At 54.9% G+C, this 257-nt stretch carries 1 rRNA gene; it reads right to left on the bottom strand.

Annotation, left to right across the window (positions count from 1 at the left end):
* Nucleotides 1-96, bottom strand: a 16S ribosomal RNA gene (locus tag IF11_RS0136190); the annotation flags it as partial.
* Nucleotides 97-257 lie beyond the last annotated feature (161 nt).

Here is a 257-nt window from a genome sequence, read left to right as displayed (position 1 = left end):
GCCACTAATCCACCCCGAAAGGCTTCATCGTTCGACTTGCATGTGTTAAGCACGCCGCCAGCGTTCGTCCTGAGCCAGGATCAAACTCTCCGTGAATGTTTACCGGTAATCCGGCGGACACCACGAGAGCGGAACAGTCGGAAGGAATAATCCCGACCGTTCACAGCGTCCTCGCTGTGTTTACTACAAAGGAACCTCAACCCACCGGACATCCGGCAGGTCGGGGTATCAACATATCTGGCGTTGACTTTTGGCAC

The organism is Streptomyces scopuliridis RB72 (assembly GCF_000718095.1).
GTDB lineage: Bacteria > Actinomycetota > Actinomycetes > Streptomycetales > Streptomycetaceae > Streptomyces > Streptomyces scopuliridis.
This window is presented reverse-complemented; position numbering and strand designations above follow the sequence as displayed.